The organism is Pseudomonas sp. ESBL9 (genome assembly GCF_036668715.1).
GTDB classification, from domain to species: Bacteria; Pseudomonadota; Gammaproteobacteria; order Pseudomonadales; family Pseudomonadaceae; genus Aquipseudomonas; species Aquipseudomonas lundensis.
The window spans coordinates 221,624-246,634 of record NZ_JAZEVV010000002.1; the positions used below are offsets into that span (position 1 = coordinate 221,624).

The window sequence follows — 25,011 nt, forward strand, 5'->3', positions numbered from 1 at the left end:
TAAATAGTAAGACGGCGTGTATCATACACGCACGTGATTTTTGGGGCCATTTATGCGGATCATCAGTGTGAACGTTAATGGTATTCAGACGGCAGTCGAGCGCGGTTTGCTCAGTTGGCTGCAAGCTCAGAATGCCGACGTTATTTGCCTGCAGGACACCCGCGCCTCCGCCTTTGAATTGGACGATCCGGCCTACCAGCTGGATGGCTACTTTCTTTATGCCTGCGAAGCTGAAGTCCCTGCCCAAGGTGGCGTGGCGTTGTACTCGCGGTTGCAGCCGAAAGCGGTCATTACTGGGCTCGGCTTCGAAACCGCCGATCGCTACGGGCGCTACCTGCAAGCCGATTTCGACAAGGTCAGCATCGCGACCTTGCTGCTTCCTTCGGGGCAGAACGGCGATGAAGACTTGAATCAAAAATTCAAGCTAATGGACGATTTCGCACGCTATCTGGATAAACAGCGTCGCAAGCGTCGCGAGTACATCTACTGCGGCTCGCTGTATGTGGCGCAGCAGAAACTTGACATTAAAAACTGGCGTGACAGCCAGCAGTCTCCCGGCTTTCTGGCGCCCGAACGTGCCTGGATGGACGAGATTGTCGGCAACATGGGCTATGTCGATGCCCTGCGTGAAGTCAGCCGTGAAGGCGATCAGTACAGCTGGTGGCCGGATAACGAACAGGCCGAGATGCTTAACCTCGGCTGGCGTTTCGACTATCAGTTGCTGACACCCGGCCTGCGCCGTTTTGTCCGTAGCGCTCGGATGCCGCGTCAGCCACGGTTCTCGCAGCACGCGCCCTTGATCGTGGACTACGACTGGACGCTGACTATCTAAGTGTTCGGTCGCTGTCAGAAGAATGCCCGTTTCGAGAGAAACGGGTTTTTTTTGTCAAAAATACGAGAGCGGGTCGACTGATGGCCGGACCTGTCAGGGATTACATGGAGATACGTTTTGAGGGTGCCTTGCGGAAAAAAACGATAAATATATACCGCGGAGTGAGCTGGCAAACCCTAGAAAATGGCGTGGTCCAGTAGGACATTTCATACATTTAAGGGATTAAAAAATGAACAATGAACAAGTTTCCCAGCTCATCAGCCATTTGATTGGCACCCGTTACGTACCTAGCGTCAAAGCCTATATCAGCGAACTGACGGGCCGCACCCGTGTCGTCGGCGTCAACGAAGTGTCTACCAAAGAGTTCGACGCTGACCGAATCAACATTAAAGCTGACGACAACAATTGCATTGTGTCCTTTCAGTTCGGTTGATAGCTGATACACGGCCAAACAAGCATTAAAAAACCCGCACCTTTCGGTGCGGGTTTTTTAATGGGAGCGAGGTAAATTCTGCTGAATGTGCTGGCACATTTACTTGATCGGCCGCCACGTGAATGGATAACGGTAAGTCACGCCATCATTGGCTTTGACCCCGGCGATCACCACCAGCACCACCGCCCCAATCAACACCAGTCCAAGCAACGCGAAACCGATCAGGATAAACATCAGGACGTAACAAATGGCCGAAGCAATCGCTACCGTGATCTGAAAATTCAGCGCCTCTTTGCCTTGATCGTCGATGAACGGATCGCTTTCGCGCTTCATCTGCCACAGGATCAGTGGGCCGATCAGGCTGCCAAACGGAAACCACATTCCGAGGAACGCCGAGAAGTGACAAAACATGGCCCACTGCCGAGCTTCGCGGCTCGGGCCCGGCTCGGTTTTTGACAGGTCCAGTTCACTCATGGCGTTCTCCGAAGGGTTAACGAAAGGTGTTGTCAGTCTGCCAGTGCGGCGTGTTGCAGTGCAAAAATGTCAGTCATGCCTTTTTGAGCCAGTGCCAGCATGGCGTTCAGCTCGTCTGGCTGGAACGGCGCACCTTCGGCGGTGCCCTGCACTTCGATGAAGCCACCGGTGCTGGTCATCACCACATTGAGGTCGGTTTCGGCTGCCGAGTCTTCAGGGTAGTCGAGGTCAAGCACGGGCTCGCCCTGATACATGCCAACCGATACCGCGGCGATCATTTGTTTGATCGGGTCGCCGCTCTTAAGGCCGCCACGTTTTTTGATTACTTTCAGCGCGTCGACCAGGGCAACCATGGCGCCAGTAATCGAAGCGGTACGGGTGCCGCCGTCTGCCTGAATCACATCGCAGTCGACATAAAGAGTGATATCGCCCAGTTTTGACATGTCCAGTGCCGCGCGCAGGGAGCGACCGATCAAGCGCTGGATTTCCAGGGTGCGGCCACCTTGTTTGCCACGGCTGGCTTCACGCTGGTTACGGTCGCCCGTGGCGCGTGGCAGCATGCCGTACTCTGCGGTCAACCAGCCCTGGCCCTGACCTTTGAGAAAGCGTGGAACGCCGTTCTCGACGCTGACGGTGCAAATGACTTTGGTGTCACCGAACTCGACCAGTACAGAACCCTCTGCGTGTTTGGTGTAGTTGCGGGTGATGCGGATCGGACGGAGCTGATCGGCAACGCGACCACTTGGACGTTTCATGTGGGATACCTGTACGGGACGGAAAACTGGCGAGCATTATAAAGGCCATAGACCGGCAGGGTCACATCTAAAACCTCCCTGCGGTGTGTAGGAGGCAACCGTTTAGGCTTTCAGTTACAGCAATTGAAGACGAATCAGCACAACGTGCAGCGTTTCAATGACCGGCGGGTGATGACGACGTGAGTTTTGCGACAGACGTCATTTGGGGGCATCCCCCGCTCTGCGCTACAATCCGCCGCCTTAATGGCCACTTGGCTTAATTCATCAGACCGCGAGGTACCTCCATGGTGCATAGCATGACCGCCTTTGCCCGCGTCGAAAGCGCTGGCACTCAAGGCACCCTTAGTTGGGAGCTGCGTTCGGTCAACAGCCGCTACCTGGAGCCGCATCTGCGTCTGCCCGAGTCTTTTCGGGATCTGGAAGGCGCGGTGCGCGAAGCGCTGCGTCAGGGCATTTCGCGGGGCAAACTGGAATGCACGTTGCGTTTCACTGAGGAAACCACGGGCAAGCCGTTGCAGGTTGATCATGAGCGCGCCGCGCAACTGGTTGCGGCTGCAGAGACTATCGCCAGCCTGATTAAACAACCCGCTGCGCTGAACCCTTTGGAGGTCCTGGCCTGGCCTGGCGTCCTGGTGGCCGATGCGACTGATCCGCAAGCACTGAATTCGCAGGCACTGGCTTTGTTCAAGCAAGGTCTGCAAGAGCTCAAGCAGGGTCGTGAGCGCGAAGGCGCCGAGCTGGCACGGCTGATCAGTGATCGTCTGGCCGCCATCGAAAGCGATGTTGAAACCCTGCGTGAGCTCGTGCCGCAGATGCTGGCAACCCAGCGTCAAAAAGTACTCGACCGTTTTGCTGACATGAAGGCTGAGATGGACCCCCAGCGCCTTGAGCAGGAAATGGTCATGCTGGCGCAAAAAAGTGACGTGGCCGAAGAACTTGACCGTTTGAGTACCCACCTCCTTGAGGTGCGGCGTGTACTCAAGTCCGGTGGTGCCGCGGGCCGGCGCCTGGATTTTCTGATGCAAGAGCTTAATCGTGAAGCCAATACACTGGGCTCCAAGGCTTTTGATCCCCGCAGCACGCAAGCAGCGGTCAACCTCAAAGTGTTGATCGAGCAGATGCGTGAACAAGTACAGAATATTGAGTAAGGCTTCCCCTGACATGACCCACAGTACTGGCACCCTTTACATCGTTTCTGCACCTTCGGGCGCAGGAAAAACCAGCTTGGTGAAGGCGTTGATCGACCTTGAGCCGCAAATCCGCGTCTCGGTTTCGCACACCACGCGGGCGATGCGTCCGGGTGAAGTCGACGGCGTGAACTACCACTTCGTCGAGCGCGAAGAATTCGTGAAAATGATCGAGCACGGCGACTTTCTTGAGCGCGCAGAAGTGTTCGGCAACCTCTATGGCACGTCCCAAAGCTATTTGCAGCAGACGCTGGATGAAGGTCACGACCTGATTCTGGAAATCGACTGGCAGGGTGCCGAACAAGTGCGCAAGTTGATGCCGCAGGCGCGTTCGATCTTTATCCTGCCGCCCAGCCAGCAAGCATTGCGTGAGCGTCTGGACAATCGCGGGCAGGACAGCGATGAAATCATTGACGGCCGCATGCGCGAAGCGGTGAGTGAAATGAGTCACTACGTCGACTATGACTACCTCATCATCAATGATGACTTTGCGCTGGCGCTGGAGGATTTGAAGGCTATTTTCCGTGCCAATCGCCTCCAACAGAAGCGTCAGCAGCAGCGTTATGGCAAATTACTGGCCGAACTGCTCGGCTAAAGGGCTCTTCCCAAAACCCCTGTAAGGCCTTTACATTGGCGCTTACAGACGGTTTTGGGAGAGCGCTCGAAAAATCAGCGCTTCCCTAATGGCTGGTGATTTTTTAAACTGTTCAGTCCGCTCGCCCATCCGGGCAGCGCGCATATTGCATTTGCTACGAGGAAGACCATGGCCCGCGTAACCGTTGAAGACTGTCTAGAACACGTGGATAACCGCTTTGAGCTGGTCATGCTGTCTACCAAGCGTGCCCGCCAACTGGCCACCGGTGGTAAAGAGCCGCTGGTTCAGTGGGAAAACGACAAGCCTACTGTTGTAGCCCTGCGTGAAATCGCTGAAGGCCTGATGAGCTACGAGTTTATCGCCAACGCTGAAATCGTCGAAGACGAACCGCTGTTTGCAGCGTTCGAGGACGAGTCCAACGAGGCGAACTAAGCCTATGCCCGGTCGACGTAGCACGGCGAAGGGTACACAGTTTTGGCAGGAGGCTTACTCTTGCCGAGCATAGACGCCCTCGCCGATCGCTTGTCGGCGTACCTCGGCCCGGACCAGGTCAATCTGGTCCGCCGAGCGTACTACTACGCAGAACAAGCCCACGACGGCCAACGCCGCCGCAGCGGCGAACCTTATGTCACGCATCCGCTGGCAGTCGCGAATATCCTTGCCGACATGCACATGGATCATCAAAGCCTGATGGCGGCGATGCTGCATGACGTCATCGAAGACACCGGTATTGCCAAAGAGGCGCTCGTCGCGCAGTTCGGCGAAACCGTGGCAGAACTGGTTGATGGTGTCAGCAAGCTGACCCAGATGAACTTCGAAACCAAAGCTGAAGCCCAAGCCGAAAACTTCCAGAAAATGGCCATGGCCATGGCGCGGGACATTCGCGTGATTCTGGTCAAACTGGCTGACCGTCTGCACAACATGCGTACCCTCGAAGTGTTGTCCGGCGAGAAACGCCGGCGGATTGCCAAGGAAACCCTGGAAATCTACGCACCCATTGCCAACCGGCTGGGCATGCACAACATTCGAATCGAATTCGAAGACCTCGGCTTCAAGGCGATGTACCCGATGCGTTCGGCGCGCATCTATCAGGCCGTCAAGCGTGCCCGGGGCAATCGCAAGGAAATCGTCAACAAGATCGAAGAGTCGCTGAGCCACTGTCTGGCCGTGGACGGCATTCAGGGCGAAGTCAGTGGTCGCCAGAAACACATCTACGGCATCTACAAGAAGATGCGCGGCAAGCGTCGGGCGTTCAACGAGATCATGGACGTTTACGCGTTCCGCATCATCGTTGATAAGGTCGATACCTGTTATCGCGTGTTGGGCGCTGTACATAATTTGTACAAGCCGCTGCCGGGGCGCTTCAAAGATTACATTGCCATTCCCAAAGCCAACGGCTATCAGTCGCTGCATACCACGCTGTTCGGCATGCATGGTGTACCGATCGAAATCCAGATCCGTACCCGTGAAATGGAAGAAATGGCCAACAACGGTATTGCCGCCCACTGGTTGTACAAATCCAGTGGCGACGAGCAACACACCGGCACCCATGCCCGCGCACGGCAATGGGTCAAAGGCGTGCTTGAAATGCAACAGCGCGCAGGCAACTCCCTCGAATTCATTGAAAGCGTGAAAATCGACCTGTTCCCGGACGAGGTTTACGTATTCACCCCCAAAGGCCGGATCATGGAGCTGCCAAAAGGCTCCACGGCGGTCGACTTTGCGTATGCGGTACACACTGACGTGGGCAACAGTTGCATTGCCTGTCGGATCAACCGTCGTCTTGCGCCGCTGTCCGAACCGCTGCAAAGCGGCTCTACGGTCGAGATTGTCAGTGCCCCCGGCGCCCGCCCGAATCCGGCGTGGCTTAATTTTGTGGTGACAGGCAAAGCCCGCACCCACATCCGTCACGCCCTCAAGTTGCAGCGTCGTTCCGAGTCGGTGAACCTCGGCGAGCGGCTGCTCAACAAGGTGCTCAACGGGTTCAACAGCTCGCTGGACAAGATCCCGGCCGAGCGTGTGCAGGCGATGCTCAACGAATATCGCCTGGAACAGATCGAAGACTTGCTCGAAGACATCGGTCTGGGCAATCGCATGGCTTACGTCGTCGCCCGCCGCCTGATGGGCGAAGGTGAGCAGTTGCCAAGCCCGGAAGGGCCACTGGCCATCCGTGGCACCGAGGGGTTGGTGCTCAGCTACGCCAAGTGCTGTACGCCTATTCCGGGCGACCCGATCGTGGGTCATTTGTCCGCGGGCAAAGGCATGGTTGTGCACTTGGACAACTGCCGCAATATCAGCGAAATCCGCCACAACCCTGAGAAGTGCATCCAGTTGGCATGGGCCAAGGATGTAACGGGCGAATTCAACGTCGAATTGCGCGTCGAGCTGGAGCACCAGCGCGGTTTGATCGCGCTGCTGGCCAGTAGCGTGAACGCCGCCGACGGCAACATTGAAAAGATCAGCATGGACGAACGCGATGGTCGAATCAGCGTGGTCCAACTGGTGGTCAGCGTGCACGATCGCGTGCACCTGGCTCGCGTGATCAAAAAACTGCGTGCCCTTACCGGGGTTATCCGCATCACTCGGATGCGTGCATAGGCCGTCTACCTGCGGCCATTACAAGGAGTCAATCATGACCAAGACTGTTATCACCAGCGACAAGGCACCTGCGGCCATCGGTACTTATTCCCAGGCGATCAAAGCTGGCAATACCGTCTACATGTCCGGTCAAATCCCGCTGGACCCAAACACCATGGAGCTGGTTGAAGGCTTCGAAGCCCAGACCATCCAAGTGTTTGAAAACCTGAAGTCGGTGGCCGAAGCAGCAGGCGGTTCGTTCAAAGATATCGTCAAGCTGAACATCTTCCTGACTGACTTGAGCCACTTCGCCAAGGTCAACGAGATCATGGGCACGTACTTCGAACAACCTTACCCGGCTCGTGCAGCCATTGGGGTTGCAGCCCTGCCAAAGGGTTCGCAGGTTGAGATGGATGCCATTCTGGTTATCGAGTAATGCCCCTCGGCGCAGCGTCCTCATGCTGCGCCAACTCCCCCGCTTTTCCCCGTTTTAAAAGGATTCCACCATGCGCAAAGCGCTAGCCTTGTCACTGCTCACCGTTTTTCTGGGTGGCTGTGCCAACGAACCCGCCCACCGCGATGTCAGTGGTATCTGGATCAACCAGGCTGCGATTGATGCAGCTGCCCAAGGTGGCAACCTGCGTGAAGCGTTGCTGACTTACGGTCCCAACCTTGAGTGGGACATTGACACCCAGCGTGCTCAAGCCCGCTACACCAATGGTTTCGAGCGTGTCGAAGGCAAATTGCAGCCCGAAGACAAGGGTGTGTGGCAGGTTAATTTTTATGGCAGCGCGGCAACGGCCTTGAGTGTGGAGGGCGATGAACTCATCCAGGCTGCGGCTGACGCCGACCCTCAGCAATCTTTCGTACGGTCACGCGTCAATGTGATGGCCGATGACCCGCTTGGAACCAGCTTCGAAAAAGCGCTCAAAGCAGCTTACCTGGGTGGCCCGTGGCGCATTCAGAGCGGCACTGGGCAAGGTGGTACGGTGACGTTTTCACCGGGTGGCCAGCTCACGGGGTTGCCGGGCATGAATGCCTACGCGCTGTGTCTGGCGGGCGATTGTGCGTCGATGAGCGGTGAGTACGACAGCCTGTGGCTGCAGCAGGGTGATGCGGGTGCCGCTCACATTTTCGTGCGTAAAGGTAAGCAGCTCGAAATCTTTGAAGCGCTGGATGCATCGCAACCTGACGAAATGCCTCAGTTGTATCCGGGCAAGCGTGAATGGGTGCTTGAGAAACAGAGTTAAGCGTGCGCGGGAGCTTGATTAACAGCTCCCGCCCTCCTCTCTGAATTAAGACTGCCCTGCCAGAATTGCCGCATAACCTTCACGGTAGCTCGGGTAGCGCGGTTCCCAGCCCAATGCCCTGGCCCGCGCGTTGCTGCACCGCTTGCTACCTGCGCGTCGCACGCTAGCTTCGTCGCTCCATTGTGTGACGCCCAACTGCCCGCGCAGCCAGTCGACCACATCTGCCAGCGGTGCAGGCTCGTTGTCGACACCGATGTAACAATCGTCCAGCTTTTTGCCCTGCCGGTGCGCTTCTAACAGAAAGGCCAGCAACCCGCCCGCATCGTCCGCATGAATGCGATTGCCATACAGCGGCGGATCACGCTCTACGCGATAGCCTTTGCGCACTTGCCCCAGCAGCCACTCCCGGCCCGGTCCATAAATACCGGTCAGGCGTACAACGCTGGCGGGGATGCCGCTGTTCAACGCGAGCTGTTCGGCATCGAGCATGATGCGGCCTGAATACCGGGTGGCTTCGGCCGGGGAGTTCTCATCGACCCATTCCCCGCTTTGCTGCACATACACACCGCTGCTGGAGACAAACAACAAGTGCTTGGGGTGCTGGTTGTGCTGTTTCAGCCAGCTCAACGCGTGGGTGAGGGCTTGCACATACGCCGCTTGATAGCCCGCTTCGTCATGCTCGGTCGCGGCAACGCTATAGACGACGTAATCAATCTGTTCAGTGGGCCATTGGGCCGGGCACTGCGCGTTGAACAGATCAGCGGGAACGCCGATCACCCCCTTGGGCAGTCGATCAACGGAGCGTCGCAATCCGTACACCTTCCAGTCGGCATCCATCAGTTGGGCAGCAAGTCGGCTTCCGACATCGCCACAGCCGACGATCAAAACAGCGCCTTTGGTCATCTCAAACTCCTAAAGAAAAGCAACAAAGCGGCACGAAAAGGTCAGACGTTGGTCGTGACGCTGGAAAAAAACAGGTGCTATTGCTTTTGTTAACAAGAATTACTTGCAATAATAACGCATCATTTGTCCTTGGTCTTACACGCGTTGTAGGGCAAAACCCTAATACTTTCTCAGGTCCGGCTAGCATGACACGCAATCATTCCACCGCTTCGCCAACCCAGCCGTTGAGCCCGACACGCCTTTGGCGTGGAGTGGCGGCGCTGATGTTCAGCCTGTTACTTGCTCCTGCTGCGGCGTTTGCCGATGAGCCAACGACGCCTGCCACCCAGCCTGCTGCCGTCGCGCCTGCTCCGGCGGATGCGGCAGCTCCTGCCACGCCTCCTGTTGCCACTCCTGACGCTACTGCGCCGGCCAATGCTGCTGACGGTGCTGCGGTGCCCGCTGAAGACGCACAACAAATCGTCGCCGAAGAAGGCAACAGCCTGGGCATGGCCCACGACCTGTCGCCTTGGGGCATGTATAAAAATGCCGACATCATCGTCAAAATTGTGATGATCGGTCTGGCTATTGCTTCGATCATTACCTGGACCATCTGGATTGCCAAAGGGTTTGAAGTGCTGGGCGCCAAGCGTCGCCTGCGTACCGAAATCGCCAACCTGAAAAAGGCCCGCACCCTTAAGGAAGCCAGCGAGTCGGCCGCCAAAGAAGGCACCCTTGCTCACCTGCTGGTGCAAGACGCTCTCGAAGAGATGCGTTTGTCGGCAAACAGCCGTGAAAAAGAAGGCATCAAGGAGCGTGTGAGCTTCCGCCTGGAGCGCCTGGTTGCAGCATGCGGCCGTAACATGAGCAGCGGCACAGGTGTATTGGCCACCATCGGTTCGACTGCCCCATTTGTTGGTTTGTTCGGGACCGTATGGGGCATCATGAACAGCTTCATCGGCATCGCTAAAACGCAAACCACCAACCTGGCTGTTGTTGCGCCCGGTATTGCCGAAGCCCTTCTGGCGACGGCTTTGGGCCTGGTTGCAGCGATCCCGGCGGTCGTGATTTACAACGTCTTTGCCCGCTCGATCACCGGCTACAAGGCCCAGGTGGCAGACGCGTCGGCCGAGGTGTTGTTGCTGGTCAGCCGTGACCTCGATCACCTGCCGCCTGAGCGCAGCTCGCAACCGCACATGGTGAAAGTGGGGTAATCGGCCATGGGCCTGCATTTAAAAGAAGGCGCAGACGATCTCGCCGAGAACCATGAAATCAACGTCACGCCCTTCATTGACGTGATGTTGGTGCTGCTGATCATCTTCATGGTGGCCGCTCCGCTGGCTACTGTGGACATCAAAGTGGACCTGCCCGCTTCGACGGCCAAGCCTGCGCCTCGTCCCGAGAAGCCGGTGTTTCTGAGCGTCAAGGCTGACCAGCGTCTGTTCCTGGGCGAAGAGCCGGTATCGGTCGAAGCGCTGGGCCCGACCCTGGATGCCCGCACGCACAACAACAAGGACACGACGATCTTCTTCCAGGCCGATAAAGGCGTGGATTACGGTGACTTGATGAGCGTAATGGATGCATTGCGCGCAGCCGGTTACTTGAAGGTGGGTCTGGTCGGACTTGAGACGGCAGCCAAGAAATGAGCATGACGCGCCAAAAGATGACGCGTTACGGAATCAGCCTGGCCGTGGTATTGGGCGTCCATGCAGTGGCGGTTATCCTCGCCCTGCAATGGTCTAACCCGCGCGCGATCGAACTGCCGCCTCAGGCGATGATGATCGATCTCGCGCCACTGCCGGCACCGCCTCCTCCTGCGCCGCCGAAAGTGGTGACCCCACCACAGCCGCCGGCACCGGTAGAAGAGTTGCCGATCCCCAAGCTGGCCGAAGCGCCCAAGCCGAAGATTTCCGTTCCTAAACCGGTCAAGCCCAAGCAGAAGCCGCAGCCTCCCAAGCCTGTGGAAAAGAAGCAGGAGCCGGTCAAAGAGAAACCTTCTGAAGAAAAACCGAGCGATGCGACGCCTACCAAGGCGCCAAGCGAGAAGTCAGCCGCACCGGTCCAAGGGCCGTCGGCACAACAGTTGGCGGCGAAGGCCAGTTGGGAAGGCGCCTTGCTGGCTCACCTGGGCAAGTACAAAAAGTACCCGGCGGCTGCTCAGTCGCGTGGCAAGGAAGGCCTGAACCGGCTGCGCTTCGTAGTCGATGCCGAGGGCAAGGTGCTGTCCTATGAGTTGGTAGGACGCTCGGGCAACGCCGATCTGGACCGGGCCACCCTGGAAATGATCCGCCGGGCACAGCCGCTGCCCAAGCCTCCGGCAGACATGCTGACCAACGGCAGCATCGAAATTGTGGCGCCTTTCGTTTATTCGATCGATAAACGTAGGCGCTAACATCAGAAAGGGCACCGCGAGGTGCCCTTTTTGCGTCTGCTAGCGCAAGAAAACAGCTCAGGCACTGATTAGCGACTGTAGCTGCGTGGGTAATGTCTGATAACGTGCGTCTATCGATTGCAGCCGTTATGCTTTGGCCCGCAACCCCATGGACGCCCGCTATGACTCTTACAGAATTGCGTTACATCGTTACTCTTGCCCAAGAGCAACATTTCGGCCATGCGGCTGAGCGTTGCCACGTCAGCCAACCCACCCTCTCGGTGGGCGTGAAAAAACTGGAAGACGAACTCGGTGTGCTGATTTTTGAGCGCAGCAAAAGCGCCGTGCGACTCACGCCCGTGGGTGAAGGCATTGTGGCCCAGGCCCAAAAAGTACTGGAGCAGGCGCAAGGCATTCGCGAGCTGGCCCAGGCGGGTAAAAACCAGCTGACTGCCCCGCTCAAGGTCGGCGCGATCTACACCGTTGGCCCCTATCTGTTTCCGCACCTGATCCCGCAACTGCACCGGGTCGCCCCGCAGATGCCGTTGTACATCGAAGAAAACTTCACGCATGTGCTGCGCGACAAACTGCGCAACGGCGAACTGGACGCGATCATCATCGCCCTGCCGTTCCAGGAAGCGGACGTGCTGACCTTGCCGCTCTACGACGAGCCGTTCTACGTGCTGATGCCGAGCGAACACCCGTGGACCAAAAAAGAAACCATCGACGCCAGCCTGCTGAACGACAAGAGCTTGTTGTTGCTGGGTGAAGGCCATTGCTTCCGCGATCAGGTGCTTGAAGCGTGCCCGACCCTGACCAAAGGCAATGACGGCGCCAAGCACACCACGGTGGAATCCAGCTCGCTCGAAACCATTCGCCACATGGTGGCCTCCGGTTTGGGGATTTCGATCCTGCCGCTGTCGGCGGTAGACAGCCATCACTATTCCCCCGGCGTGCTTGCGGTACGTCCACTGACGCCGCCCGTGCCATTTCGGACGGTTGCGATTGCATGGCGCGCCAGTTTCCCGCGGCCCAAAGCCATTGAGATCCTCGCTGATTCGATTCGCCTGTGCTCGGTGGCCAAGCCGCCTGCGGCGACATAAGTGCTGCCATGGCCGAGTTGTCGAAGGTGTCGGTCACTGCGCTCAAGGGTGTGGGCGAGGCCATGGCCGAGAAATTGGCCAAGGTCGGGCTGGAAACCGTACAAGACGTATTGTTCCATTTGCCGCTGCGTTATCAGGACCGTACCCGCGTCGTGCCCATCGGCGCGTTGCGGCCGGGTCAGGATGCGGTGGTCGAAGGGCGGGTGATCGGCGCCGATGTGGTCATGGGCAAGCGTCGCAGTCTGCTGGTGCGTATCAATGACGGCACCGGCGGCCTGAGTCTGCGCTTCTACCACTTCAGCAATGCGCAAAAGGAAAGCCTCAAGCGCGGCACCGAAGTACGGTGTTACGGCGAAGCGCGTCCCGGCGCATCGGGGCTGGAAATCTACCACCCGGAGTACCGCGCCATCACGGGCGATGAGCCGCCTCCGGTGGACACCACCCTGACTCCGATTTACCCCACGACGGAAGGCTTGACCCAGCAACGGCTGCGCCAGTTAAGCCAGCAATGCCTGGCCATGCTGGGACCGCGCAGCCTGCCGGACTGGCTGCCGCCGGAGCTGGCCAAAGACTACCAACTGGCCCCGCTGGACGAAGCGATTCGCTATTTGCACCAGCCGCCGGCCGATGCGGATGTAGAAGAGCTTGCCCTCGGCCATCATTGGGCTCAACACCGGCTGGCTTTCGAAGAACTGCTCACCCATCAGCTCTCCCAGCAGCGGCTGCGTGAAAGCCTGCGGTCGCTGCGTGCTCCGGTTTTGCCCAAGGCCAAACAGCTGCCTGTTCAATTTTTGAACAATCTTGGGTTTTCGCCCACGGGTGCCCAGGTCCGTGTGGGCAACGAAATTGCCTACGATCTCAGTCAGCACGAGCCCATGCTACGTCTGATCCAGGGCGATGTTGGCGCCGGTAAAACGGTGGTCGCGGCCATGGCGGCGTTGCAGGCGCTGGAGGCAGGCTATCAAGTGGCATTGATGGCGCCAACGGAGATCCTCGCCGAGCAACACTTCATCAGCTTCAAACGCTGGCTGGAACCGCTGGGGCTTGAAGTGGCGTGGCTGGCGGGCAAGCTCAAGGGCAAGGCACGCGCCTCTGCGCTGGAGCAGATCGCCAATGGCGCGCCGATGGTGGTGGGCACGCACGCGTTGTTTCAGGATCAAGTGCAGTTCAAGAACCTGGCCCTGGTCATCATCGACGAGCAGCACCGTTTCGGTGTTCAGCAGCGGCTGGCCCTGCGCAATAAGGGGGCGGGCGGTGTGATATGTCCGCACCAATTGATCATGACCGCCACCCCGATCCCGCGCACGCTGGCCATGAGTGCTTACGCTGACCTCGACACGTCGATCCTCGACGAATTGCCCCCCGGCCGCACGCCCGTCAACACCGTGCTGGTGGTCGACACCCGGCGTGTCGAAGTGATCGAGCGGGTGCGCGCTGCGTGTGCCGAAGGCCGTCAGGCGTACTGGGTGTGCACCTTGATCGAAGAATCTGAAGAGCTGACCTGCCAGGCGGCAGAAACTACGTTTGAAGACCTGTCCAGCGCCTTGGACGAGCTGCGCGTCGGCTTGATTCACGGCCGCATGAAAGCCGCAGAAAAGGCCGAAGTCATGGCGTGTTTCAAGGCCGGTGAGCTGCAATTGCTGATTGCTACCACCGTGATTGAAGTCGGGGTCGACGTGCCCAACGCCAGCCTGATGATTATCGAAAACCCCGAGCGTCTGGGCCTGTCGCAATTGCACCAGTTACGCGGCCGCGTCGGGCGTGGCAGCGCCGTCAGCCATTGCGTGCTGTTGTACCACCCGCCGCTGTCGCAAATCGGCCGTCAGCGTTTGGGCATCATGCGCGAGACCAACGATGGTTTCGTTATCGCGGAAAAAGACCTGGAGCTGCGTGGCCCCGGCGAAATGCTCGGCACCCGGCAAACAGGCCTGCTGCAATTCAAGGTCGCGGACCTGATGCGCGATGCTGACCTGCTGCCTGCGGTGCGTGATGCCGCGCAAGCCCTCCTGGAGCGTTGGCCAACCCATGTCAGTCCGTTGCTGGACCGATGGTTGCGGCATGGCCAGCAATACGGGCAAGTCTAAAGCGCGTTCAGTAAATAGATCAGCGGCCGATTAACTGCCTGATAACCACATTCGAGTTGTAAGAACCGGACACACATCATGACTGAAGTCGCCAGCGCCCCAACCTCCCCGAGCACACCCTCCGTTATCCGGGAATTGCTCGGCGAGTTGGCCATCCCATACCGGGAAGTCATTGACCACCCCGGCCTGAATCCCGCCCGCAAGGTCCAAGCCGCACTGCTCGATGATTCGGTCGGTGCACTCATGGTGCTGTTCCCGCAGAGCCATTTGCTCGACCTCAACCGTTTGGCGGAACTGACCGGTCGGCGCATGACGGCTGTGGCTCCGGCCGCGCTGGAACGCATGCTCGGCAAACACGAACTGACGTTGTTGCCGGGGTTGCCGGCGCTCACCAGTTCGCCTTGTCTGTATGAAGAGCAACTGCTGCAACAGCCGCTGCTGCTGATTAATGCCGGGGAGTCGGGCCTGTTGCTGGAGATCTCGCAAGAGGACTTCAAAAGCATGCTGACCAAAGCCAGCGCGGGCCGTTTTGCCGAACCGCTGGCGGGGATCAAACTCAACCTTGATCGGCCCGATGACGACAGCGAAGCCATCACTGAGGCGGTGCATGCGTTTACGGCGCGCCGCATCCAGCAGCGGCTGGAAGCCACCATCGAGATTCCACCGCTGGCCGAAACCGCACGCAAAATCATCCGCTTGCGCGTCGATCCCAACGCCACCATCGACGACATCACCGGGGTTGTCGAAACCGACCCGGCGCTGGCGGCTCAAGTAATGAGCTGGGCGGCGTCGCCGTACTACGCGTCGCCGGGCAAGATTCGCTCCGTAGAAGATGCCATCGTGCGGGTACTGGGTTTTGACCTGGTGATTAATCTGGCGTTAGGTCTGGCCTTGGGCAAAACCCTGAGCTTGCCCAAGGACCATCCGCAATCGAGCACGCCTTACTGGCAGCAGTCGATTTACACGGCGGCGGTCATTGAAGGGTTGACCCGCGCCATGTCCCGGGCCGGCCGCCCTGAAACCGGTCTGACCTATCTGGCGGGTTTGCTGCACAACTTCGGTTATCTGCTGTTGGCGCACGTGTTTCCGCCACACTTTTCGCTGATTTGCCGGCATCTGGAAGTGAACCCTCACGTCAGCCACAGCCTTGTCGAACACCATTTGCTGGGCATTACGCGCGAGCAAATCGGCGCATGGCTGATGCGTTACTGGGACATGCCTGACGAGTTGGCGACCGCGCTGCGCTTCCAGCACGACCCGCATTACACCGGGGAACATGCCCAGTATCCGAATCTGGTGTGTGTGGCCGTTGGCCTGTTGCGTAGCCGAAGCATCGGTCACGGGCCTTATGAGCCGCTGCCGGACGCGTTGTTTGAAAGCCTTGGCGTGACGCGCGAGAAAGCCGAAGACGTGGTCAGCAAAGTGCTGGAGGCTGAGGTGCTGCTGCGTGAGCTGGCAGCGCAGTTCAGTCAGGCGTAAAGCCGCCACGCCACTCAATGCCCTCTCCCGGCGGGAGAGGGTCAGGATTCACTGGGCTTTTGGTTTTTTGCGCGGTTTGAGGTATTTGGTCAGGCCTTGAAACCAGATCACCTGTGCCGGATTACCCTTGATCTGAATCGACTTGTCCTGAATCCCGGTCATGAATGCCAATTGCTTGTTCTTGGCCTGCAGGGTCGCAAACCCGTACGCCGCATCCTTGAACGCAATCGCAAAAGCCGGTTCCGGGTACAGCCCGGCGTGGCTGGTGATGCGTTGGTTTTTGACCTTGAAGTGACGGGCAACCTTGCCATCGAGGGTTTGCAGCTGGAACACCAGATCCTTGTCCACCAGTTGCTGCTGGAACGCGGGGTTTTTACGGCTGGCCTTGCTCATCAGGAAGCCCAGCATCCAGAGCAAAAAACGAAATTTCATCTACGCGGCCTCAGGGAAAAATAAATGGCCGGCGCAGTGTAGCGATTTGCTCAGGGAACGCCATATATCTGTAGGGATAGGCGTAGATAGGCGAGATTTTGCCACTTATGGCCGCACGATTGTCTCATTGTCTATCAAGAATGGGCGACTGGCCGGGCCAGCGTGCCCATTCTTCATGGCCAGGTGCAGCTAATGGCCGGGCGAAGACTAAGGGTTGACGCTGTCTTTCAGGAATTTGCCAGGCTTGAATGCAACCGTGTTGCTGGCTTTGATCGTGACCGGCTGGCCCGTTTGCGGGTTTTGACCGGTACGGGCGCCGCGATGGCGCTGCAGGAACGTACCGAAACCGACCAGCGTGACGGTGTCTTTGCGATGCAGGGCGCCGGTGATTTCTTCCAGTACCGCATTCAGGACACGGTTGGCTTGTTCTTTGGTGAGGTCAGCCTTTTCAGCGATGGCGGCGGCGAGATCTGGTTTACGCATGATGAAGCCTCTTTGACGGTTTTTTGTTGTTATGTCCGTGCTGCTCTCTGTGGAGCAACGCCTAAGGCGCCGCAGGCTCTACGCTGCGGCAGACCGGTGTGAGAATGGCATGCGGCCAAAGCCGACGCCAGCATCGATCCGGCCTTTGTTGCCCCAAGGCAAAGGCATATGCGACAGAATTCGCAGCATTTACGCCAAAAGCGCAGGCAGCTCTTTGTTGAGCGCCAATTTCTCGCGAACGGCTTCGCCTGTCAGTGCATAGCCCAGCAATTTGCCATCAGCATCGCGGCACAGCGCCTTGATATCAGCGCCAGCGCCTTCAACCGACCACACGCCTTCGCAGCCACGGGGTACAGGCGAGACCACCAAGGGGCACACCGGCGTTTTGACGGTGATCGGCATGGCGCCGTAGCTGACGGCCGTCGGGTTGCCCGCCAGGGTTTGTGCGAGCGCGCGGGCGCAGCTCATCAACGGCATCACGTACAGCAAGCTCAGGCCTTCCACCTCGGCGCAGTCCCCGAGCGCGAAAATGTTGGCGTGGGAGGTTTTGAGCAGGCGATCCACTTCGATCCCGCGATTGACCCGAATCCCGGCAGCCGCCGCCAAGTCGATGCGCGGGCGCAAACCGATGGCGGACACCACCACGTCGCACGAGATGACGCTGCCGTCGGACAGCTGTGCGTGCAGCCCGTCCTCAGTCCGTTGCAGGCGGGTCAGCACCGGCCCGAGGTGAAAGCGTGCGCCGAGCCCTTCGAGGGCTGTTTTCACCGCCGTGGCGGCGGCCGGGTGCAGCAGGGTGGGCATGATTTGTTCGCACGGGGCGACCAGGTCCACTTCATAGCCGCCAGCGATCAGGTCATTGGCAAATTCGCAGCCAATCAGACCGGCGCCCAATATCAGCACACGGCGCTTGCCCGCAGCCGCGGCGCGAAAGCGTGCGTAGTCTTCCAGGTCGTTGATCGGGAAAATCGCGTCCTGAGCGTCACCTTCTACCGGCACCTGCACCGTCTGCGCGCCCCACGCCAGAATCAGGTCGCGATACGGGACGGCTTCTTCACCGATCCACAATTGTTTATGGCCGGGGTCGATGCCGCTGATGCGCGTATGGGTGCGCACTTGGGCCTTGAGTTGCTCGGCCATCGCGCCCGGCATGGCCATGCTCAGGCCGTCGGCTTCTTTGTTTTTGCCAAAACCGGTGGAGAGCATGGGCTTGGAGTAGGAGCGCCCGTCATCGGCCGTGATTAACAACAGTGGGGTTTCGCTGTCCAGTTTGCGAAACTCCCGAGCCAGGTTGTAGCCGGCCAGCCCGGTGCCCACGATCACGACAGGTGCGTTCATTCCATTCTCCATAGGGGTCAAACTCAAAAAAGGATCAGTTGATTTCGATCATCTCGAAATCCAGTTTGCCGACGCCGCAGTCCGGGCACAGCCAGTCTTCGGGCACGTCTTGCCACAGGGTGCCGGGCGCAATGCCGTCATCCGGCCAGCCATCGGCTTCGTTATAAATCAGTCCACAGACGATGCATTGCCACTTTTTCATGGGGATTTCCTCGGGTTCAGGCTTAGACAAGCCCACGGTTTCTTAACAACGGCACGTGGTGCTAGGTGAAATCAGGGCGTTTTGTACTGATCGCACGCCGCAGATGCAAGCCTGATGACGACCAATCGCTACTCAAGCGCTCAGGGCAAGGGCAGCGTGATAAGCTCGGCGCCCTCAATGGCTGCCAATTATGACCGACTGTGCCGCACATGACTTCCCCGTTGATCTCCCCCGTCTGGCTTGAGCAAAGTCAGCTTGGCGCCCTGCCCGACGCCCTCACCCTCGACTGGTTGTTCGATGAAGGCTCCCTGACCCGCCGCCTCACTGCTGTGTCGAATGACCACTTCAGCGTGTCGCCACTGTTTGAAGGCTGGCAAACCCTGCGCGAGGACGAATGCCGCGCCCTCGAGTTGCCCGCTGGCAGTCTGGGCTGGGTGCGTGAAGTGTATTTACGCGGGCATCAGGTGCCGTGGGTGTTTGCCCGCAGTGTGGCGTCCAAGTCCGCCCTTGAAGCGGGTGGTTTGAATATGGACGCGCTGGGCACGCGTTCGCTGGGCGAGTTGTTGTTCAGCGATCAGGCGTTCGAGCGTGGCCCGTTGCAGGTGTGCCGCTACCCTCGGGACTGGTTGCCGGACGCCGACCGCACCGACAACCTGTGGGCGCGGCGCTCACGTTTTATGCGCGGGTCGTTGAGTGTGCTGGTGGCTGAAGTGTTTTTACCCAACCTGTGGGCCGCAGTGAGTGCCCGGCCGGAGACCAACTGATGTACGTGCGTTTGCTCAAATCTCTCAATCGCCTGAACCCCCGCGCATGGGACTTCATCCAACTGACGCGCATGGACAAACCCATCGGCATTTACCTGCTGCTGTGGCCCACCCTGTGGGCGCTGTGGATTGCCGCTAAAGGGGTGCCGTCCCTGAGCAACCTGCTGATTTTTGTCTTCGGCGTCATCCTGACCCGGGCCGGTGGCTGCGTGATTAACGACTTTGCGGACCGCAAGGTCGACGGCCACGTCAAACGCACTGAACAACGCCCTTTGGTGAGCGGAAAAATCAGCAGTAAAGAAGCATTGGTGTTTTTTGCCCTGCTCATGGGGGTCAGCTTCCTGCTGGTGCTGTGCACCAATGCGACCACCATCTGGCTGTCCTTCGGGGGCCTGGCATTGGCGGCCAGCTACCCGTTCATGAAGCGCTACACCTATTACCCGCAAGTGGTGCTCGGTGCTGCGTTCTCGTGGGGCATGCCGATGGCGTTCACGGCCGAAACCGGCAGCCTGCCTGCGGCGGCCTGGTTGCTGTACATCGCCAACCTGCTCTGGACCGTGGCCTACGACACCTACTACGCCATGACTGACCGTGAAGACGACCTGAAAATCGGTGTCAAATCCACCGCCATCCTGTTCGGTGATGCGGATCGCGTGATCAACCTCAGCCTGCAAGGCCTGGCGCTGGGTTGCTTGTGGCTGGCCGGGACGCATTTTGAGTTGGGCGGCTGGTTCCACCTGGGTCTGCTGGTGGCTGCGGGCTGCTTCGTGTGGGAGTTCTGGTACACCCGCGACCGCGATCCGCAGCGTTGCTTCAAGGCCTTCTTGCACAACCACTGGGCCGGGTTGGCAATCTTCGTCGGCATCGTCCTCAACTACGCCCTGGCCTGACCCTGGTCAGATCAGCGCTTACGGCTGGGGCATCAAGCGCAAGGTGCTACGGGTGTTGAGCTGCACATCGGCTTCTTCCAGGTACGGTTTGTCGTACTGGCCTTCAATGTAGCTTTGCGCCTGATCCTTATAGTGCTTGTCGAACGGCACCCCGCTCTGGCCCACCGGGTTGATGGTCAGGGTGTGGGTCGGGTCTGCGAAATCGATCAAACGCCGCGTGGACGGGCCGTAACTCACCGGCCACGGCGCCGGCCCGAGTTTGGCCGACAGGTTATTGGGCACTTCATGGCTCCCCGGCGCGTCGAACGGGCCGACGTTGAGCAGCCAGTCCAGCGGCTTCTGTTTGCCCAGCGGGTGTTCTTGGGTCAGCGTGTGCGCCCGTCCCCACTGCCAGTGCGCGGGATCGTCCCCTAAGGTGGCTTTGAGCGCAGTGATGCTGTTTTGCCAAGCGACCAGCACCGTGTCGGCCCGCGACTCTTTGGCCAGGGTGTGGCGATTGTCCCACCACGGCGATGCCGGATTGGCAATCAGGCGAGGTAGCGCTTCATCCACCAACCGGGTGGTCAGCAGAATGTCGAAGAAGGCATCGCCCAACTCATCCTGCATCGCGGCATCGGCCAGGCTGAACAGCAATTGATTGAACAGCGTGGCACTGGTGGACTCCAGCGGGTAGTCGCCTTGCCACTGCGCCAGTTGCTCCACCAGTTTGAGTTCGGCCGGGTCGCTCACCACCTTGCGCAGTACCGGCAGCAGGGCGGTGAGCACGCGCGGCCCATAACCTGTGGTGGTGCCCAGTTGCAGCGCCTGACTGTTTTTCAGGTTCCACTTCACACCGGGGGCGCTTAGCTGTCGATCGAGCTGCTGGCCGCGGTCCGCCAGGTTGTAATAGCCCGCAATCTCAATGCCGGCGGGTGAGACCGGCTGGAAGTTGGCCGACACGATATAGCCACGCGGCGGGTTCACTTCCTGCGGGTTGGCGCTGAACGGGTAAAACCCGGGCTTGTCGGCCTGCGCGGTGCTGCCATCCAGAATGAACGCCGGGTTCACCCCGGCCGCACGTTTGGGCAATTGCGCGGCGGCCCACCAGCCGATGTTGCCTGAGGCATTGGCCCAGACCACATTGAGCCCCGGCGAGTGGATGTACGTCGCGGCCTGACGCGCTTTGCTGACCGTGTCCGCGCGGTTGAGCCGGTAAAAACCTTCCAGAATCGGGTTTTTGGTTTCCAGAAAGCCCCACCACATGGCGATGGGCGTATTGCCAGCGATGCCACCCAGCACGTCGTTGATGATCGGCCCGTGCGGCGACTGACGCAGTACCAGCGTCACGGGGGCCTGGCCCTTGACGGCAATTTCCTGTTCGGTGCGGGTCATGTCGACCCATTGGCCCTGATACCAGACCTGATTCGGGTTGGCAGGGTTGGTCTTCTCGGCGATCAAGTCCAGGTCATCGTTCTGGAACATCGTCAGGCTCCAGCCGAACGCGCGGTTGTTGCCCAGAAACGCGAACGGCACCAGCGCCTGGTGATAGCCGTACAGGTCAAAATCAGGGGCCGACAGCTGCGCTTCGTACCACACCGACGGCACTGAAAAGCGGATGTGCGGATCGCCCGCCAGCAGTGGCTTACCGCTTTGCGTGCGTCTGCCTGACACGACCCAGGCATTGCTGCCTTCAAATTGCGGCAACCCGGCCTGACTCAAGGCGCTGTCGCTGAGCTGCGCCAGTGCGCCGAGGGATTTCCAGTCATTGGCCGCCAGCGTCGGGGGCAAGACCCCTTTGGGTTGCCAGTCGAGGTCAAAGACCTTCAAGTAATCGCTGCCCAGTTGATCGCGCACATAGGTCAGAAGCGGCTCGGTACGGAAAGCGGCCGCAAAGCTGTAAGCCATATAACCGGAGACGCTGATGGTGTCTTCGGCAGTAAACGCGCGGGGCGTGATGCCCAGCAGATCGAACTCCACGGGTGTGGCGTGGGTGGCCTGGTATTGATTAATACCGTCCAGATACGCTTGCAGCGCCTGCCAGGCGGGCGATTGCTGATCCAGTTCACTGACATAACTGGCCGCTCGCTCGCGAATGCGCAGGCTGCGAAACAGTTTGTCGGTGTCCACTAGTTTAGGGCCCAACACTTCAGCCAGTTCACCCCGGGCCAGGCGGCGCATGATTTCCATCTGGAACAGCCGATCCTGTGCCTGCACATACCCCAGCGCCCGGTACATATCCAGCTGATTGCCCGCGCGGATGTGCGGCACGCCGCGCTCGTCGTAACGCACGGTGACGGGCTCTTGCAGTGTGGGCAGCTCAACCTGCCCCTGACGCGTGGGCAATTTGCTCTGCACGTACCAGACACCACCCCCGGCCACGGAGGCGACGATAAGGGCGATGACAGTCAGGTTACGTTTCATGGGCGAGCTCCTGTTCGTTAAAACGCCATCACGGGGCGACGTGATCGGCCTGCCACGGGCAATAACAGCCCACAGCCATGGTGTGCGTGGCTTTTACCGGACGACCGGTGCTCAGCGCTTGCAGGATCGGCTCGATAAAACTGTTGCTGGCGTTACAGGTGGCCCCTTCGCTGTAAGGACCAAAGTACGCCAGTTGACCACTGTGGTCCCAGATGGCGACGGCAGGGCTGGCGCTCACGTGTTCGGCGCCGGGCAGTTGGGCGAGGGATTTGATCGCGCCGAGGCTCTCGGGCAGTTGGCCTTGAGTGCCTGATTTTTGCACCGCATAAAACTCAATGCCCAGTGGCACGTAATGCGCCAACAGTTCGCTCAAGTGCTGCTGATTGCCGACATTGCACGGGCAGGCCGGGTCCCAGAAATGCACCACGCGGATGGGGCCCGGCCCGGACAGCTCGGCGGGCAGGCTCAGCACATCCCCGGCGAACAGCGCGGTCTGCTCACTGAAGGGACGAATGTACTGGCCTTGAAACCAGTCATAAGCGGCCCATAATCCGGCCGCACAGACACCGATCAGCACGCAGGCAAGCAGGGTTTTGAAAGTGGGCACAGGCATCAAATTAGGTCCTCGAAGGCCGCGTAGCTTGCCATGCTTGACCTGACAGAAGAATATCGACGTTCTATAAAGCCTGTTTTGCGCACACGCGCCCTGCCTGGAACCCCTTATGCCTGCCCCGTTTTCCCCCGATACCTTGCGCGCCAGTTTGCAGCCCTTGGCCGCAGAGGGCCCGATATCGAGTGAGGGGTTGGCGTACCAACGGTTTTACGGGCTGGACTTCCCTCATCGCGCCACGCCCGTGAAGCGGCAACTGGGGCGCTACAGTGCGGCGGGCTACGACCTGGTCAGCCAAGTGTGGTGGCCGGAGGCTGCGCCAGTGGGCACGCTATTCGTGATACACGGTTTTTACGACCACATGGGGTTGTACCGCCACATCATTGAATGGGGGCTCAATCGGGGTTTTGCGGTCATTGCCTGCGACTTGCCGGGGCACGGCCTGTCCAGTGGCGAGCGGGCCAGCATCGGGGATTTTTATCAGTATCAGGAAGCCTTGCAGGGCCTGTTCATTGAGGCGCAATCACTGTCGCTGCCTCAGCCGTGGCACCTGTACGGGCAAAGCACCGGCGGCGCGATCGTGCTGGATCATGTGTTGCGGCAGGGCGACAGCAGCCCGGCACAAGGGCAGGCGATATTGATGGCCCCGTTGGTACGGCCCAAGGACTGGCATTGGTCCAAATTCAGCTATTACCTGCTGCGGCCGTTCGTCAAAGGCATTGCCCGGCGTTTCAGTGAAAACACCAATAACCCTGATTTCATGCCGTTTTTGCAGGCCGATCCGTTGCAGCCGCTGCGTTTACCGACCGCCTGGGTCGGTGCGCTGGCCCGCTGGATCCCGCGCATTGAAGGCGCAACACCCAGCGCGCGTCAGCCGCTGATCATTCAGGGCGACGCGGACAAAACAGTGGATTGGCGACACAACCTGCAGGTGCTCAAAAGCAAATTCCATCAGCCGCACGTGTTGTTGCTACCCGGCGCCCGCCATCATTTGGCCAATGAAACGGATGACATACGCGATCGCTATTTCGCGTTTCTGGACCAGCACTTCGACGCGTAACCCGTAAGGTTACGGCGCCAGATTTGAGGTGCTCTGCCCGACCGCCAGCCCGGCGCGCACGGCGCTCAAGGCGGCCTGGTAATACGCTTTGCCTTCCGGCGACTCTGCAAAAGTGACGAATTCTTCGAGCTCGGGATCGGACAAGTCGCGGTACACATAGAGCAACGTGTTATCCAGCTCGCCGCCGATCTGCTCCATCAGCCGCTGGCGCTGACCGTTGAGCATGCCTTGGGCCTGACCGCCGCCGAGCAGTCCCGGGATCATCGAGCTCAGGCTGTCTGCCGCCACGCCCGCAATCGCGAGGCTGACTTCCGCCCCTGCTTCGCGCGCCGGCAAGGCGTTGGACAAATGATTAATCAACAATTGGCGGGTGGCGCTGGCTTCGATGCGCGGCAAACCTTGGGCGTGCTGGGCCAACTGGTCGCGACGCGTGGCCAGCAGCTCGGCCGCGACAATCTTGCGCCCCAGCTCGGACTGGAAAAAAGCCAGTGCCGGGGCCGGTTCGGGCAGATGCTTGCGCATCTGATCCTTGGCGCGGGTGTCCATGGCTTGCGGGTCGAAACGCTGACTGCTGTTGTTGACCAGGGCTTGATACACAGCGGGCGGCAAATTGCTGCGATAGCGTTCTTGGGCTGCCGTCAGCGCGTCATTGAAATGCGCCCGTTGATCCGACCAGCCAGCGACCTTGTACAAATCATCCAGGCTGTCTGACCATGCGGGTAATGAACAAAAAATAAGCAACGATAAAACCAAGCGGCGCATGAAGGACTCCTGTCAACAAGTCGCTATTGTCCGGGTGTGGCGTAGGAC

General features: G+C 59.2%; 27 protein-coding genes. 17 read left to right on the forward strand and 10 right to left on the reverse strand.

All coding sequences use genetic code 11. The features are described 5' to 3' along the window. The first annotated feature begins 52 nt into the window (after positions 1-52). A complete protein-coding gene (locus V6F78_RS07485; RefSeq protein ID WP_047278759.1) occupies positions 53-832 on the forward strand; it encodes an exodeoxyribonuclease III in 780 nt (259 codons plus the stop codon). Positions 833-1,061: 229 nt separating this feature from the next. Continuing rightward, positions 1,062-1,265, forward strand: coding sequence for a hypothetical protein (locus tag V6F78_RS07490; RefSeq protein ID WP_047296383.1), 204 nt, complete (start codon positions 1,062-1,064; stop codon positions 1,263-1,265). 99 nt (positions 1,266-1,364) lie between these two features. Here the strand turns inward: V6F78_RS07490 and V6F78_RS07495 are convergent, their stop codons facing one another. Both V6F78_RS07495 and rph read right to left on the reverse strand, forming a co-directional pair. After that, positions 1,365-1,739, reverse strand: a complete 375-nt coding sequence (locus V6F78_RS07495) for a DUF4870 domain-containing protein (protein ID WP_047296380.1) — start codon at positions 1,737-1,739, stop codon at positions 1,365-1,367. Positions 1,740-1,771: 32 nt separating this feature from the next. Next, entirely contained in the window at positions 1,772-2,494 is a 723-nt protein-coding gene (gene rph / locus V6F78_RS07500) for a ribonuclease PH (protein WP_047278753.1), read from the reverse strand. 284 nt (positions 2,495-2,778) lie between these two features. Here rph and V6F78_RS07505 point away from each other — a divergent pair, with 284 nt between their 5' ends. The 6 genes from V6F78_RS07505 (at position 2,779) to V6F78_RS07530 (ending at position 8,103) form a co-directional block, all read left to right on the forward strand. Continuing rightward, the gene (locus V6F78_RS07505; protein ID WP_169838823.1) at positions 2,779-3,642 is read left to right on the forward strand and encodes a YicC/YloC family endoribonuclease; all 864 of its coding nucleotides are present in this window, start codon (positions 2,779-2,781) and stop codon (positions 3,640-3,642) included. Between the two features lie 13 nt (positions 3,643-3,655). Continuing rightward, the gene (gene gmk, locus V6F78_RS07510) at positions 3,656-4,276 is read left to right on the forward strand and encodes a guanylate kinase (protein ID WP_169838824.1); all 621 of its coding nucleotides are present in this window, start codon (positions 3,656-3,658) and stop codon (positions 4,274-4,276) included. A 168-nt stretch (positions 4,277-4,444) separates the two neighbouring features. Then, entirely contained in the window at positions 4,445-4,708 is a 264-nt protein-coding gene (gene rpoZ, locus V6F78_RS07515) for a DNA-directed RNA polymerase subunit omega (protein WP_016782707.1), read from the forward strand. Positions 4,709-4,768: 60 nt separating this feature from the next. Next, positions 4,769-6,874 carry a bifunctional GTP diphosphokinase/guanosine-3',5'-bis pyrophosphate 3'-pyrophosphohydrolase gene (gene spoT / locus V6F78_RS07520; protein ID WP_047278746.1) on the forward strand — a complete coding sequence of 702 codons (2,106 nt, stop codon included), beginning with the start codon at positions 4,769-4,771 and terminating at the stop codon, positions 6,872-6,874. A 34-nt stretch (positions 6,875-6,908) separates the two neighbouring features. Continuing rightward, a complete protein-coding gene (locus V6F78_RS07525; RefSeq protein WP_047279568.1) occupies positions 6,909-7,289 on the forward strand; it encodes a RidA family protein in 381 nt (126 codons plus the stop codon). Positions 7,290-7,359: 70 nt separating this feature from the next. Next, positions 7,360-8,103, forward strand: coding sequence for a hypothetical protein (locus V6F78_RS07530; protein WP_047279567.1), 744 nt, complete (start codon positions 7,360-7,362; stop codon positions 8,101-8,103). A 45-nt stretch (positions 8,104-8,148) separates the two neighbouring features. On the opposite strand, the gene V6F78_RS07535 is transcribed toward V6F78_RS07530, so the two are convergent. Next, positions 8,149-9,006, reverse strand: a complete 858-nt coding sequence (locus tag V6F78_RS07535) for an NAD-dependent epimerase/dehydratase family protein (protein ID WP_048375156.1) — start codon at positions 9,004-9,006, stop codon at positions 8,149-8,151. A 185-nt stretch (positions 9,007-9,191) separates the two neighbouring features. Here V6F78_RS07535 and exbB point away from each other — a divergent pair, with 185 nt between their 5' ends. From exbB to V6F78_RS07565, 6 genes are all read left to right on the forward strand, one after another. Continuing rightward, on the forward strand, positions 9,192-10,199 hold the full coding sequence (gene exbB / locus V6F78_RS07540) for a tonB-system energizer ExbB (RefSeq protein WP_047296377.1): 1,008 nt from the start codon (positions 9,192-9,194) through the stop codon (positions 10,197-10,199). Positions 10,200-10,205: 6 nt separating this feature from the next. Next, on the forward strand, positions 10,206-10,631 hold the full coding sequence (exbD, locus tag V6F78_RS07545) for a TonB system transport protein ExbD (protein WP_047278735.1): 426 nt from the start codon (positions 10,206-10,208) through the stop codon (positions 10,629-10,631). Then, the gene (locus V6F78_RS07550; RefSeq protein WP_047278733.1) at positions 10,628-11,377 is read left to right on the forward strand and encodes a TonB family protein; all 750 of its coding nucleotides are present in this window, start codon (positions 10,628-10,630) and stop codon (positions 11,375-11,377) included. Before exbD ends, V6F78_RS07550 begins: the two co-directional genes overlap by 4 nt. Before the next feature lie 161 nt (positions 11,378-11,538). Then, positions 11,539-12,459, forward strand: coding sequence for a hydrogen peroxide-inducible genes activator (locus V6F78_RS07555; protein ID WP_047278730.1), 921 nt, complete (start codon positions 11,539-11,541; stop codon positions 12,457-12,459). Positions 12,460-12,467: 8 nt separating this feature from the next. Further along, on the forward strand, positions 12,468-14,543 hold the full coding sequence (recG, locus tag V6F78_RS07560; protein WP_332726928.1) for an ATP-dependent DNA helicase RecG: 2,076 nt from the start codon (positions 12,468-12,470) through the stop codon (positions 14,541-14,543). 78 nt (positions 14,544-14,621) lie between these two features. Beyond that, a complete protein-coding gene (locus V6F78_RS07565) occupies positions 14,622-16,022 on the forward strand; it encodes an aminoacyl-tRNA deacylase and HDOD domain-containing protein (RefSeq protein WP_047296373.1) in 1,401 nt (466 codons plus the stop codon). Positions 16,023-16,070: 48 nt separating this feature from the next. On the opposite strand, the gene V6F78_RS07570 is transcribed toward V6F78_RS07565, so the two are convergent. From V6F78_RS07570 to V6F78_RS07585, 4 genes are all read right to left on the reverse strand, one after another. Then, positions 16,071-16,454, reverse strand: a complete 384-nt coding sequence (locus V6F78_RS07570; protein WP_047278726.1) for a hypothetical protein — start codon at positions 16,452-16,454, stop codon at positions 16,071-16,073. Between the two features lie 207 nt (positions 16,455-16,661). Continuing rightward, complete coding sequence (locus V6F78_RS07575) at positions 16,662-16,937, reverse strand: HU family DNA-binding protein (RefSeq protein WP_047278724.1); 276 nt, start codon at positions 16,935-16,937, stop codon at positions 16,662-16,664. Positions 16,938-17,126: 189 nt separating this feature from the next. Next, on the reverse strand, positions 17,127-18,275 hold the full coding sequence (locus V6F78_RS07580) for an NAD(P)/FAD-dependent oxidoreductase (RefSeq protein ID WP_047296364.1): 1,149 nt from the start codon (positions 18,273-18,275) through the stop codon (positions 17,127-17,129). Between the two features lie 34 nt (positions 18,276-18,309). After that, a complete protein-coding gene (locus tag V6F78_RS07585; protein ID WP_041071620.1) occupies positions 18,310-18,477 on the reverse strand; it encodes a rubredoxin in 168 nt (55 codons plus the stop codon). Positions 18,478-18,686: 209 nt separating this feature from the next. Here V6F78_RS07585 and V6F78_RS07590 point away from each other — a divergent pair, with 209 nt between their 5' ends. Both V6F78_RS07590 and ubiA read left to right on the forward strand, forming a co-directional pair. Next, the gene (locus V6F78_RS07590; RefSeq protein WP_169835784.1) at positions 18,687-19,241 is read left to right on the forward strand and encodes a chorismate--pyruvate lyase family protein; all 555 of its coding nucleotides are present in this window, start codon (positions 18,687-18,689) and stop codon (positions 19,239-19,241) included. After that, entirely contained in the window at positions 19,241-20,131 is an 891-nt protein-coding gene (gene ubiA / locus V6F78_RS07595) for a 4-hydroxybenzoate octaprenyltransferase (RefSeq protein ID WP_047278716.1), read from the forward strand. The genes V6F78_RS07590 and ubiA overlap by 1 nt, the downstream gene beginning before the upstream one ends. Before the next feature lie 18 nt (positions 20,132-20,149). Here ubiA and V6F78_RS07600 read toward each other — a convergent pair whose 3' ends face one another. Both V6F78_RS07600 and V6F78_RS07605 read right to left on the reverse strand, forming a co-directional pair. After that, the gene (locus V6F78_RS07600; RefSeq protein ID WP_047296360.1) at positions 20,150-22,531 is read right to left on the reverse strand and encodes a penicillin acylase family protein; all 2,382 of its coding nucleotides are present in this window, start codon (positions 22,529-22,531) and stop codon (positions 20,150-20,152) included. Positions 22,532-22,559: 28 nt separating this feature from the next. After that, positions 22,560-23,144, reverse strand: coding sequence for a DUF6436 domain-containing protein (locus V6F78_RS07605; RefSeq protein WP_047296358.1), 585 nt, complete (start codon positions 23,142-23,144; stop codon positions 22,560-22,562). A gap of 109 nt (positions 23,145-23,253) precedes the next feature. Between V6F78_RS07605 and V6F78_RS07610 the strand changes: the two genes are divergently transcribed. Continuing rightward, positions 23,254-24,201 (forward strand): alpha/beta hydrolase, encoded by a 948-nt coding sequence (locus V6F78_RS07610; RefSeq protein WP_169838829.1) that lies wholly within the window; start codon positions 23,254-23,256, stop codon positions 24,199-24,201. Between the two features lie 9 nt (positions 24,202-24,210). Here V6F78_RS07610 and V6F78_RS07615 read toward each other — a convergent pair whose 3' ends face one another. Continuing rightward, positions 24,211-24,963 carry a DUF2059 domain-containing protein gene (locus V6F78_RS07615; RefSeq protein WP_047296353.1) on the reverse strand — a complete coding sequence of 251 codons (753 nt, stop codon included), beginning with the start codon at positions 24,961-24,963 and terminating at the stop codon, positions 24,211-24,213. Positions 24,964-25,011: the final 48 nt, after the last annotated feature.

What these genes read in the sequence shown, in the direction of transcription:
- V6F78_RS07485 (WP_047278759.1), top strand. Translation starts at nt 53, where the DNA reads ATGCGGATCATCAGTGTGAACGTTAATGGTATTCAGACGGCAGTCGAG.
- V6F78_RS07490 (WP_047296383.1), top strand. Translation starts at nt 1,062, where the DNA reads ATGAACAATGAACAAGTTTCCCAGCTCATCAGCCATTTGATTGGCACC.
- V6F78_RS07495 (WP_047296380.1), bottom strand. Translation starts at nt 1,739, where the DNA reads ATGAGTGAACTGGACCTGTCAAAAACCGAGCCGGGCCCGAGCCGCGAA.
- rph (WP_047278753.1), bottom strand. Translation starts at nt 2,494, where the DNA reads ATGAAACGTCCAAGTGGTCGCGTTGCCGATCAGCTCCGTCCGATCCGC.
- V6F78_RS07505 (WP_169838823.1), top strand. Translation starts at nt 2,779, where the DNA reads ATGGTGCATAGCATGACCGCCTTTGCCCGCGTCGAAAGCGCTGGCACT.
- gmk (WP_169838824.1), top strand. Translation starts at nt 3,656, where the DNA reads ATGACCCACAGTACTGGCACCCTTTACATCGTTTCTGCACCTTCGGGC.
- rpoZ (WP_016782707.1), top strand. Translation starts at nt 4,445, where the DNA reads ATGGCCCGCGTAACCGTTGAAGACTGTCTAGAACACGTGGATAACCGC.
- V6F78_RS07525 (WP_047279568.1), top strand. Translation starts at nt 6,909, where the DNA reads ATGACCAAGACTGTTATCACCAGCGACAAGGCACCTGCGGCCATCGGT.
- V6F78_RS07530 (WP_047279567.1), top strand. Translation starts at nt 7,360, where the DNA reads ATGCGCAAAGCGCTAGCCTTGTCACTGCTCACCGTTTTTCTGGGTGGC.
- V6F78_RS07535 (WP_048375156.1), bottom strand. Translation starts at nt 9,006, where the DNA reads ATGACCAAAGGCGCTGTTTTGATCGTCGGCTGTGGCGATGTCGGAAGC.
- exbB (WP_047296377.1), top strand. Translation starts at nt 9,192, where the DNA reads ATGACACGCAATCATTCCACCGCTTCGCCAACCCAGCCGTTGAGCCCG.
- exbD (WP_047278735.1), top strand. Translation starts at nt 10,206, where the DNA reads ATGGGCCTGCATTTAAAAGAAGGCGCAGACGATCTCGCCGAGAACCAT.
- V6F78_RS07550 (WP_047278733.1), top strand. Translation starts at nt 10,628, where the DNA reads ATGAGCATGACGCGCCAAAAGATGACGCGTTACGGAATCAGCCTGGCC.
- V6F78_RS07555 (WP_047278730.1), top strand. Translation starts at nt 11,539, where the DNA reads ATGACTCTTACAGAATTGCGTTACATCGTTACTCTTGCCCAAGAGCAA.
- recG (WP_332726928.1), top strand. Translation starts at nt 12,468, where the DNA reads ATGGCCGAGTTGTCGAAGGTGTCGGTCACTGCGCTCAAGGGTGTGGGC.
- V6F78_RS07565 (WP_047296373.1), top strand. Translation starts at nt 14,622, where the DNA reads ATGACTGAAGTCGCCAGCGCCCCAACCTCCCCGAGCACACCCTCCGTT.
- V6F78_RS07570 (WP_047278726.1), bottom strand. Translation starts at nt 16,454, where the DNA reads ATGAAATTTCGTTTTTTGCTCTGGATGCTGGGCTTCCTGATGAGCAAG.
- V6F78_RS07575 (WP_047278724.1), bottom strand. Translation starts at nt 16,937, where the DNA reads ATGCGTAAACCAGATCTCGCCGCCGCCATCGCTGAAAAGGCTGACCTC.
- V6F78_RS07580 (WP_047296364.1), bottom strand. Translation starts at nt 18,275, where the DNA reads ATGAACGCACCTGTCGTGATCGTGGGCACCGGGCTGGCCGGCTACAAC.
- V6F78_RS07585 (WP_041071620.1), bottom strand. Translation starts at nt 18,477, where the DNA reads ATGAAAAAGTGGCAATGCATCGTCTGTGGACTGATTTATAACGAAGCC.
- V6F78_RS07590 (WP_169835784.1), top strand. Translation starts at nt 18,687, where the DNA reads ATGACTTCCCCGTTGATCTCCCCCGTCTGGCTTGAGCAAAGTCAGCTT.
- ubiA (WP_047278716.1), top strand. Translation starts at nt 19,241, where the DNA reads ATGTACGTGCGTTTGCTCAAATCTCTCAATCGCCTGAACCCCCGCGCA.
- V6F78_RS07600 (WP_047296360.1), bottom strand. Translation starts at nt 22,531, where the DNA reads ATGAAACGTAACCTGACTGTCATCGCCCTTATCGTCGCCTCCGTGGCC.
- V6F78_RS07605 (WP_047296358.1), bottom strand. Translation starts at nt 23,144, where the DNA reads ATGCCTGTGCCCACTTTCAAAACCCTGCTTGCCTGCGTGCTGATCGGT.
- V6F78_RS07610 (WP_169838829.1), top strand. Translation starts at nt 23,254, where the DNA reads ATGCCTGCCCCGTTTTCCCCCGATACCTTGCGCGCCAGTTTGCAGCCC.
- V6F78_RS07615 (WP_047296353.1), bottom strand. Translation starts at nt 24,963, where the DNA reads ATGCGCCGCTTGGTTTTATCGTTGCTTATTTTTTGTTCATTACCCGCA.